Below are 9,041 nucleotides of genomic sequence, written 5' to 3'. Positions count from 1 at the left end.
GACGGCTGAATAAAAGATTAAAAGATGGTTTGGAAACCGCTTAACGTAATACGTGTATTTAAAGTTGACAGACACTTAAATGGGTGGTACAATTTTTTCTTGTTTCTTCATCTTTCCTCTTTTTATTTATTATACGAATCATCTTATACTTCCACATTTTATTATCCGGTATGTGTGTTTTTGACGCGTCTTGTTCCAGACTTTAAATTCATCCTGTTAATCTTAAACTGCAGATAATATGGGGAAATAAAAAATACTGCCAAACCCGACATTACCAACTTTATTTTACGTTTTTTCTGATATGAAATCATAATTCTTCTGCTTCTAAACGCCTGAATCGTAAGCAAAATAAATGTAATCAGCGTCAAAATGCCCCCATGGGAGCCAAGTATCACTGCAATCGCGGATAAAATTTCAAGAACCAGCGCAGAGACCAGCTCAGCTTTAGATATTTGTTCTTCCCCTGTAATTTTTGCCATTTTATTAAAACTGTTCATCCTGCGCAAAAACCATATAGGATAATAAATACCAAGAGTAATTAACTGAAAAAGTATTACAAGCAAAACAGGCGTCTTCTTTATGGCAACGCCGCGGTTTTGCCCCGCCGCCTTAACCGCAGGTACGGCCTTTTTTGCCGTCCTTTTATCTGCTTTTTTTACTCTCTTTTTAGTTTTATCCGCAGAAATCCGCTTTTTATTTGCCATGATACTCCTGTTTATACTGTCTGCTTTTAAATTCCAGAATGGGTATTATTTACTATTTCCGTTTACTCTTTTTTAAACTTTCAACCTGATCCACAGGAGTATCGTTTTTTGAAACGCTTTGTGCCGGTTCCGTACTTACAACCGCCGGAGTTTTAATGGAAGCCCATACCTTAACCGCGAAAGTTACAGCCATAGATGCAATTAACGCTATTATAACAATTACAAGAAGTTTCCAGAAAGCCCATTCCATTGCATCCCAGATAAAAGCGTTTTTGTCAGGTTTCATACCTGTTTCAAGAAGCGTAAAATATATTGTACAAAAGTCTTTAACCCCTTCAAATTCGCCTATTGACAGGTCAAGCCCGTGGATTTCCTTTACAATATCATATATCTTATTTTCCAGCGCAATAAGCTCTTCTATTTTTCCGTTTCTTGACTTTAACTGAAGCAGCGACTTTTTCCTTTCTTCAAGAGCCGCTTTTTCCGCGCGCAGTTTTCTGTACTCTGCGGTTTTATCCGTTTTTGTAACCCTGAAATGGCGGTTATCTCCGAGCCGTTTAAGCTGTTCCGCTACCGAATCAAATTTTTCCGGGTATACTCCTATTGCCATTTCTATTGTCCTGCCGCCTTTCATTCCTGAGACTTCTTCTTTTTGTATTAAAGCTTCTTCCTTTTTAACAGTGTCACGCAGTGTTTTTTCGTAACTATCAAAATCATTTGTCGCGTTATATACCTGCGCGGATTTTTCATATGTCTGCCCTATCTGCATTAATCCCGCGGGAGTCTTAAACATCACCTTAGCGTAATTTCTTACGCTTGCAGTGGAAGAAATTTGAGGTCCGGCAAAACCTTTATCCTGCGTTACAGCTTTTTCGGGTGTGTTCATTAAATATAATGCTCTTCCTGTAACCAAAATCACATAAGCCACAGCAAGCCAGATGACCAACCACTTTGTCTCTTTTTTCATATTCCCTCCATTATTGTTTTTAATTTCACGGATAATAAAACTGATGCCACGTTTTTTAAATAGAAATTAAAAAACCGGCCGTTAAACTTTTTACCCTTTTTCCCGTGATGTTATCACGTTAACACATAAGGACAGAAAATTCAATTTGGAAGTAAATCACGTTGAAGAATCATTTAGAAGACTTAATACTCTTATCCCATAAACACATTTCCCATAATCCATTAATTATATTCGAGGGACGAATGGTCGATTTAAATTTGCAGCCTAGCTTTTTAAGGCGCGTTGTTTAAAATCAAATTGTCCCTGCTTACTTGCCCGTAAACCCGCTTCATCACCGGAATTTTCGCTGCGCATGCTTGCTGCAACGAAGAACTTGAAGACTAACGGCTGCTAAAAAAACTACTGCCGCGGGCTGAAGACCCGCGTCTACCGGGGCAAAAAAATAGATGTCCGGAGGGACGGAAGCAAGACGGCAAAGCATTCCGAAAGTTCAGTAGCAAGACGAAAATCAACTGCCGCACCCTAAAAGGGTGCGCCTACCAAGGCAAATAAGCCCGCTTCAACCTACACAATCACATAGCTATCGCTTATGCTTAACTGCTTATAGCTTAAATCGCTTTTTTTACTTCCCCTCCACAGCTTCGGCACCTGCGATTATGTCCAGGATTTCAGATGTGATGGCGTCCTGGCGTTCCATGTTATATTCCAGCGTCAGTTCCTCTATTCGTTCTGCGGTGTGTTTTTCTGCTGCCTGCATGGATACAAGCCTTGCTGTATTCTCGCTTACAAGGGATTCCACAAAAGCCCTGTAAAGAGAGACGTATATATAGTTTTTTACAAGGCTTGAAAACAATTTCACGCTGTCTTCCTTATATATAGGGATACTGTTGGACTTCCACTCCCTTTTTCTTAATTCCTCCAGATATCCGGGTTCCATAGGAAGTATCATCTTTGATGCCGCTGAATATGATAATGAATCCGCCGGTTTATTATAAAATACAGTTATGGAGTTTATGTTGCGGGTTTCACGCCACCTGTCTATTATTAGAATTATTTCGCGCAGAAGCGGCACAATCCCCGCGGACAGGACGGCCGGATAAATAATTGTTTCTTCCGGCTTTATCCCCGCGTCTTCAAGTTTTCCGGAGACCTTGTCACCAACTGCCATCACAGCATTATCGCCTTTGCCGCCAATTGCCTCCAAAGCGTGAGACGCTATCTGATCGTTGAACCTTCCGCACATTCCCATATCCGAACCCAGAATAATAAATGCGCTGTTGCCCTTTTCCTGAACTAAATCATGTTTTTTTTCATCAGCGCCCAGAAACACCCTGAACCCCATTTCTACAATTTCATTATAGCTGTCAACCGCGGCAGACATCTTTTCATACTGCCTTACGTTAACCGCGGCAAGCACCTTCATTGTCCTCACTATGGACTTTAAGGATTCAGCCCCGGATAATTTTCTTTTTACCTCTTCAGGAGACTGCATTATTTTTACCTGTGCTTTCTGAAATAAGTTTTTTTACGCCCTGCAGAATTATATTATTATCTTCCGGAGATATTCCATTACCTGCAAGTATCTTTTCCGAAATTGTTTTTAATTCCGCCTCTGCTTTCCGCCTTATTATATCCGCGGCTGCCGGCACAGCGCTTTCTGCGATTTCATCAAACACCCCGTTATTAACAGCGGTTAAAAGCGCTATCTGCCCCATTACAGATACGGGATTATTCTGCTGCTGTTTTAAAACCGCGCGTATCCTGTGCCCTCGCGTAAGCGCCTGTTTTGTCTGCGCGTCCAGTTTCGTGGAAAACCTTTCAAATATTTCAAGTTCTTCAAACTGGGAATATGAAAGTTTAAGGTCTCCGGCTGTTTTCCTGAAAGCTGGAAGCTGCGCCGCGCCGCCCACGCGTGATACGGATTTACCCACATCCACGGCAGGCAGAACCGACTGCTGAAAAAGTTTCGGCGACAAATATATTTGGCCGTCTGTTATTGAAACAAGATTTGTTGGGATATAAGCCGCTATGTTCTGCGCCTCTGTTTCCACCACCGGAAGCGCGGTCAGCGAGCCGCCCCCTTTTTCCGCGGACAGATGCGTTGCCCTTTCAAGCAGCCGTGAATGGATGTAAAAAATATCGCCCGGAAAAGCCTCCCTTGCAGGCGGCCTTCTTTGCAGCAAAGAAATCTCCCTGTATGAACGGGCGTGTTTGCTTAAGTCGTCAAACACTATCAGCACATCTTTTCCCTGCTCCATAAAAAATTCCGCCATAGAGCACGCGGAATAAGGCGCCAGAAAATTCATTCCCGGCTGGTCATCCCCGCCTGCCGCGACTATAAAAGTATAATCCAATGCCCCGGCTTCTTTAAGAGAAGCTATTACCTTTGCAGTAGATGAATTCTGCTGCCCAATTGAACAGTAAGCGCATATCACATCTTTTCCGCGCTGATTTATTATTGTATCCACGGCAACAGCGGTTTTTCCCGTCTGCCTGTCGCCTATAATAAGCTCCCTTTGCCCTCTTCCTATTGGTATTAACGCGTCAACCGCAGTTATGCCGGTCTGCAGCGGCACGGATACAGGCGCGCGGTCCATAATAACCGGCGACGGCCTTTCCGCCGGGTACCATTTCTCGGCCGCTATTTCAGCCCCGTTGTCCAGCACCCTGCCAAGCGGGTCAACCACCCTGCCAAGCAGCGCCTTGCCCACAGGCACACTTACTGTTTTGCCTGTTCTTTTTACCTGCATGCCTGCAGAAATATCATCGCTTTTTGACAAAAGCACCACCGACACATAATCCGGTTCCAGGTTAAAAGCAGTCCCGTAATACCCGCCCGGAAAACTTATAAGTTCATCCGATTTCACATTGAACAGTCCTTTTACTGATGCAATTCCCCTGCCTACGGATATAACTGTTCCGGTCTCTCCCATTAGAAGCGATGCGGAATTTTCATCGGCTTTTTCCCCGGCCTGTGTAAAGGCAGAATCAAGCATGCTGTTAAGCCTGCCTTTTATTCCGTTTTTTTCATCCATCATAGCCGCCTTTTTTATTTCCATCCTTAAAGACATCTATCACTTCTTTTTCCATACCGGAAAAATATTCTGACCCGCCCCACGAAATCTTATACCCTTCAACAGCTGCCTGAATGCCGAATCCGATTGATTCACTGCGTTCAAATAAAACTTTATTTTTGCTTTCTGTCATTTTTACTATTACCCCTGAAATTTTATCCTTTAAAATATCATCTATTACAAACGGGCTTAAAACCACCACGGGTTTTTCCGACCTGTTGACCGCCGCTTTAAACTCCGCCGTTTGCGCGCCGCCAAGCGCTTCTAATTTCTTTAAAAATATCTCCGCCGCTTTATTGTTTATCTTTTCATCTGACAGTTCCCTTAACATCTTTTCAGAGACTTTCCACGCGAATTTACCCGAATGCAGTTTAAGCGCCTTAATGTAATTTTCCTGCTCCATCGAAAACGCCTGCTGCCACTTTTTCTGCCGTTCTTCAGCGGCAGTCTGCGCTGCGGCTTTCATTTGCGCTTCTTCTTCCCGCGCTTTGTTCCTGGCGTCCTCAAGCATTTCCTGCCTGCGGCTTTCCAGCAGTTTTAATTCTTCCGCCGCAAGCGCGGCAGATTTTTCCGCTTCCTGCCTTTGAATAACCGCTTTTTCAAGGTCATCAGCAATCTTTCTTTCCCGTTCATCCATAGCAGCTTTAACCCTGCCAAACAAAAATTTATTCAGCAGCGCTATAAGCACTGTAAAATTAATAACCTGCGCTATAAATGTAAACAGGTCAAATTCCATTCTACTTGCCTCCGGCTGTTGTCATAAAATTCCAGAACGGGTTTGTAAAAATAAGGATTATTGAAATAACCAGGCAGTAAATTGCCAGCGATTCAATCATGGCAAGCCCTACAAAAAGGTTTCTGCTTAATACATTTGAAGCGTCCGGCTGCTGCGTGATTGATTCCAGCGCCTTTATAAGCGCTTTCATTTCGCCGTAAGCGGGCAGCAATGTTCCCAGTACAATTGTCGCCCCTGCCGTAATAATTGAAACCACCGCCACTATCGTTACATTGTCCATTATGACCCTCCTTTCATTTTTTATTCCCCGTGTATTGACACGGAAGACCCTATGTAAACAGTTGCCAGAGTAAAAAATATATATGCCTGAACCACACCGATTACCAGCCCGAATACCTGCATAACAAGAGGCACAAATAGCGGTACAACAGAAAGAAACACGCCTATCATTAAACTTTCGCTCATGATATTTCCAAAAAGCCTTACCGCAAGGGACACCGTCCTTGAAACCTCGCTTATAATATGGAAAGGCAGCATAAAAAATGACGGCTGAAAATATGACTTTATATGCGCCCACAATCCATTCTTCATTATCCCAAAGAACGGTACCGCAAAAAAAACACTTACGGCAAGCGCGGCTGTGGTGGACAGCGACGACGTGGGCGGATGGTACAGCGGTACCACTTCCATTAAATTACACACAAGTATAAAAATTCCCAGCGTCCCAAGAAAAGGCACATAAGGCCATGGGTCGCGCCCAATCACCTGCCTTATTTGCCCGCTTACAAAAGATACAATTACCTCCAGCACACCCTGCCACCGCGGTATCTTTGCCCCGGTTGAAAGGCGCGATGTAATAACAGCAGAAAACCCTGTCAACAAAGCCATTACTATCCAGGTATAAAAGATAGTGGCGTTTATTTTTATCGCCCCTATGCCAAACAGCTGCATATTGTCAGGATTTATTTCCATTTTTCTGCGCCCCTTTTATAAAATCTGACTGCCTGCCGGCCCTGACTATTGAAAAAACCTGTACAACGCTGAAACCGGCCAAACACGCAAGCACTCTTTCTATATGATTACCCCATGAAACAGCTACAAAACAAATAACACAAACGGCTATCCTCAAAAAATATCCGGTAATCAGAGACACTGATGATTTGCCGGAAGCAATCTGCAAAACCGTTCTTTTCAGCAGCAGCAGATATACCCATGCCGTAATCATTCCTGCAAATACCGAGATTAAAAGGAATATATTATTCATATATCCTCCTTCTTTTCACTTTTTTCTTTTGCCTTTTTATTCTGGCTTGCCTTTTTAACCCAGTACCAGGCATTCCAGCAGCCAAGCGCCAGCCCGGAAAACATAAGCATAATGGTAAATGAATACTGCCCCGGAAATTTTTCATCTATCCATTTGCCCAGAAATATTCCGGCCAGAAGCGGGATTGTAACCGACCATCCCACAATACCCATCATGCCTATCCAATAAAGCGCCTCTGACCCGCTTTTTTTTGCCTGCTCTTTTTTGTCAATTTCACTTTCTATTTTTGTCTGAAATTCTTTTTTGTAATCATTATCCCTTTTCATATTATTTCATCTCCAGGAAGCGCCTTACAAAACTGCTTTCCATCCGCGACAGCATTTCCCTTGTTTTTTTCTCTGTCTCGTCAATCACTTCAAACCTGTCATGGACAACAGTTTTAAGCGCGTTTATTTCGGTTTCCGGCATTCCCTTAATTGCGTTTCTGCAGGAAAGGTAAACATCATTTCCTTTTTTTATAAGCAGCCCTTCATCAACCGCCATATCTGTTCTGCCGCCGGCTGCATCACGAAAGGTAAGTACTCCCGGACAAACCAGCGCCGCATAATCAATATGATGCGGCAGTATTGAATAACACCCTTTTTCCCCGGGAATATTTACAGCTTCAATATTTTCCGCCTGAAAGGTTTCCGTAAGGGAAACTATTTTTAATTTCATAATTTCACTTCTGAAATATTACCTATCATATACAGCGCCTTTTCATTCACCCCTTCAAATTCGTCGTTTAGTATCCTTTTACACCCGTCAATGGTATCGGCAAGCGCCACAATTTTTCCGGCATTTCCGGTATATTTTCCGGAAACAAAAAACGGCTGTGTTAAAAACCTTTCAAGCCGCCTTGCGCGCATCACGGTTTTTTTATCCGATTTTGAAAGTTCTTCCATGCCAAGCATTGCAATTATGTCCTTTAATTCTTCATATTCAGAGAGTGTTTTACGCACTTCTCCCGCGATAAAATAATGTTCTTCGCCTGCAATCTGGGGGGTTAACATTTTTGATTTGGATAAAAGCGGTTCAATAGCCGGGTAAAGGCCCTGCGCCGCCATTTTTCTTGACAGCACGATAGTAGAGCTTAGATGGCCAAAAGTGTGAACAGCCGCAGGGTCGGTAAAATCATCCGCCGGCACATACACCGCCTGAATTGAAGTAATCGCCCCTCGGCTTGTGGTGCAGATGCGCTCTTCAAGTTCCGCAAGTTCGGTGGCAAGAGTGGGCTGGTACCCGACGCGCGACGGAATTTTACCCATAAGCCCGGACACTTCCGCGCCCGCCTGCACAAAGCGGAAGATATTATCTATAAGCATAAGGACATCTGTCCGCATATCATCCCGAAAATATTCCGCCATGGTCAGCGCGCTGTGGCCTACGCGGAACCTTGCACCCGGCTGCTCATTCATCTGACCAAAAACCAAAATCGCTTTATCCAGCACGCCTACGTCTTTTATCTGCCTGTATAATTCTTCGCCTTCCCTGCTTCTTTCCCCAATGCCGCAGAACACGCTTATACCGCCGTGTTTCACCGCGGTGTTATTTATCATCTCCATTATCAGAACTGTTTTCCCTACGCCCGCTCCCCCAAACAGCCCTGCTTTGCCGCCCTTTTCAATAGGTGCTAATAAATCAATGGCTTTTATGCCGGTGGCAAAAATTTCATTTCCGGTTTTTCTCTCGCTTAAAGAAGGCGGCACCCTGTGAATTGAACGTTTCTCCACGCTCTCTACAGCGCCAAGCCTGTCAGTCGCGTTCCCGAACACATCAAACATTCTGCCCAACACTTTATTTCCCACCGGCACCATAACCGGCCCGCCTGTATCAAAAGCCAATTCCCCCCTGCCGATTCCGGAAGCGGAAGTAAGGGCAATGCACCTGACGGTTTGTTCGTCAATATGCTCCGCTGCTTCAAGCATTACAGAATTATGTTCACCAGCGTAAATAAGATTATTAATCAAAGGTAATTTATTATCTTTAAATTGAATGTCAACAACGCTACCCCTTACCGCAAAAACAGTCCCTTTTTTTAACCCTTCAACTTCCATCATTCCCCCAATAAATATAGACATCAGTTATTTTTTGATGTAGTCGCCCCATAAATTCCCTTGTAAATATAGTATATCTTATGAACCCGGGTAAAACAAGATGCTTGGAGGCTTGGTTGTTGTATGCTTTTGTGTGTAATTTAAGTAAAAGGGGTTCCTAACCTGTATTACAATGGTTTTTGCTGAGAAAACCAAACAGG

The 9,041-nt window shown here is 43.6% G+C and carries 11 protein-coding genes; all 11 read right to left on the bottom strand.

What is annotated here, in order from left to right:
• Window positions 1-161: 161 nt before the first annotated feature.
• On the bottom strand, window positions 162-704 hold the full coding sequence (locus tag JXR81_10035; protein ID MBN2755181.1) for a DUF4234 domain-containing protein: 543 nt from the start codon (window positions 702-704) through the stop codon (window positions 162-164).
• 52 nt (window positions 705-756) lie between these two features.
• Window positions 757-1,671, bottom strand: a complete 915-nt coding sequence (locus tag JXR81_10030; protein MBN2755180.1) for a DUF4349 domain-containing protein — start codon at window positions 1,669-1,671, stop codon at window positions 757-759.
• Between the two features lie 622 nt (window positions 1,672-2,293).
• Window positions 2,294-3,163, bottom strand: coding sequence for a F0F1 ATP synthase subunit gamma (locus tag JXR81_10025; protein MBN2755179.1), 870 nt, complete (start codon window positions 3,161-3,163; stop codon window positions 2,294-2,296).
• On the bottom strand, window positions 3,150-4,667 hold the full coding sequence (locus JXR81_10020; GenBank protein ID MBN2755178.1) for a F0F1 ATP synthase subunit alpha: 1,518 nt from the start codon (window positions 4,665-4,667) through the stop codon (window positions 3,150-3,152). Before JXR81_10020 ends, JXR81_10025 begins: the two co-directional genes overlap by 14 nt.
• A gap of 31 nt (window positions 4,668-4,698) precedes the next feature.
• Window positions 4,699-5,481 carry a hypothetical protein gene (locus tag JXR81_10015; protein ID MBN2755177.1) on the bottom strand — a complete coding sequence of 261 codons (783 nt, stop codon included), beginning with the start codon at window positions 5,479-5,481 and terminating at the stop codon, window positions 4,699-4,701.
• Between the two features lies 1 nt (window position 5,482).
• Window positions 5,483-5,761, bottom strand: coding sequence for a F0F1 ATP synthase subunit C (locus JXR81_10010; protein MBN2755176.1), 279 nt, complete (start codon window positions 5,759-5,761; stop codon window positions 5,483-5,485).
• A 20-nt stretch (window positions 5,762-5,781) separates the two neighbouring features.
• Complete coding sequence (locus tag JXR81_10005; protein ID MBN2755175.1) at window positions 5,782-6,453, bottom strand: F0F1 ATP synthase subunit A; 672 nt, start codon at window positions 6,451-6,453, stop codon at window positions 5,782-5,784.
• Window positions 6,437-6,745: a hypothetical protein gene (locus tag JXR81_10000; protein ID MBN2755174.1), complete on the bottom strand. Its 309-nt coding sequence runs from the start codon at window positions 6,743-6,745 to the stop codon at window positions 6,437-6,439. Before JXR81_10000 ends, JXR81_10005 begins: the two co-directional genes overlap by 17 nt.
• Window positions 6,742-7,071 (bottom strand): AtpZ/AtpI family protein, encoded by a 330-nt coding sequence (locus JXR81_09995; protein MBN2755173.1) that lies wholly within the window; start codon window positions 7,069-7,071, stop codon window positions 6,742-6,744. The genes JXR81_10000 and JXR81_09995 overlap by 4 nt, the downstream gene beginning before the upstream one ends.
• 1 nt (window position 7,072) lies before the next feature.
• Complete coding sequence (locus JXR81_09990) at window positions 7,073-7,462, bottom strand: F0F1 ATP synthase subunit epsilon (protein MBN2755172.1); 390 nt, start codon at window positions 7,460-7,462, stop codon at window positions 7,073-7,075.
• Window positions 7,459-8,844, bottom strand: coding sequence for a F0F1 ATP synthase subunit beta (locus JXR81_09985; GenBank protein MBN2755171.1), 1,386 nt, complete (start codon window positions 8,842-8,844; stop codon window positions 7,459-7,461). The genes JXR81_09990 and JXR81_09985 overlap by 4 nt, the downstream gene beginning before the upstream one ends.
• Window positions 8,845-9,041: the final 197 nt, after the last annotated feature.

The sequence above is a fragment of the Candidatus Goldiibacteriota bacterium genome, from assembly GCA_016937715.1.
In the GTDB taxonomy this organism is placed as follows: domain Bacteria; phylum Oederibacteriota; class PGYV01; order PGYV01; family PGYV01; genus PGYV01.
The sequence above is the reverse complement of the archived record's forward strand: the minus strand, read 5'-3'. Positions and strand labels throughout refer to the sequence as shown.

Bases quoted from the DNA above. Each gene is read 5' to 3' on its own strand.
- JXR81_10020 (MBN2755178.1), bottom strand. From the start codon at position 4,667: ATGCTTGATTCTGCCTTTACACAGGCCGGGGAAAAAGCCGATGAAAAT.
- JXR81_09995 (MBN2755173.1), bottom strand. From the start codon at position 7,071: ATGAAAAGGGATAATGATTACAAAAAAGAATTTCAGACAAAAATAGAA.
- JXR81_10015 (MBN2755177.1), bottom strand. From the start codon at position 5,481: ATGGAATTTGACCTGTTTACATTTATAGCGCAGGTTATTAATTTTACA.
- JXR81_10035 (MBN2755181.1), bottom strand. From the start codon at position 704: ATGGCAAATAAAAAGCGGATTTCTGCGGATAAAACTAAAAAGAGAGTA.
- JXR81_10005 (MBN2755175.1), bottom strand. From the start codon at position 6,453: ATGGAAATAAATCCTGACAATATGCAGCTGTTTGGCATAGGGGCGATA.
- JXR81_10010 (MBN2755176.1), bottom strand. From the start codon at position 5,761: ATGGACAATGTAACGATAGTGGCGGTGGTTTCAATTATTACGGCAGGG.
- JXR81_09990 (MBN2755172.1), bottom strand. From the start codon at position 7,462: ATGAAATTAAAAATAGTTTCCCTTACGGAAACCTTTCAGGCGGAAAAT.
- JXR81_10030 (MBN2755180.1), bottom strand. From the start codon at position 1,671: ATGAAAAAAGAGACAAAGTGGTTGGTCATCTGGCTTGCTGTGGCTTAT.
- JXR81_09985 (MBN2755171.1), bottom strand. From the start codon at position 8,844: ATGATGGAAGTTGAAGGGTTAAAAAAAGGGACTGTTTTTGCGGTAAGG.
- JXR81_10025 (MBN2755179.1), bottom strand. From the start codon at position 3,163: ATGCAGTCTCCTGAAGAGGTAAAAAGAAAATTATCCGGGGCTGAATCC.
- JXR81_10000 (MBN2755174.1), bottom strand. From the start codon at position 6,745: ATGAATAATATATTCCTTTTAATCTCGGTATTTGCAGGAATGATTACG.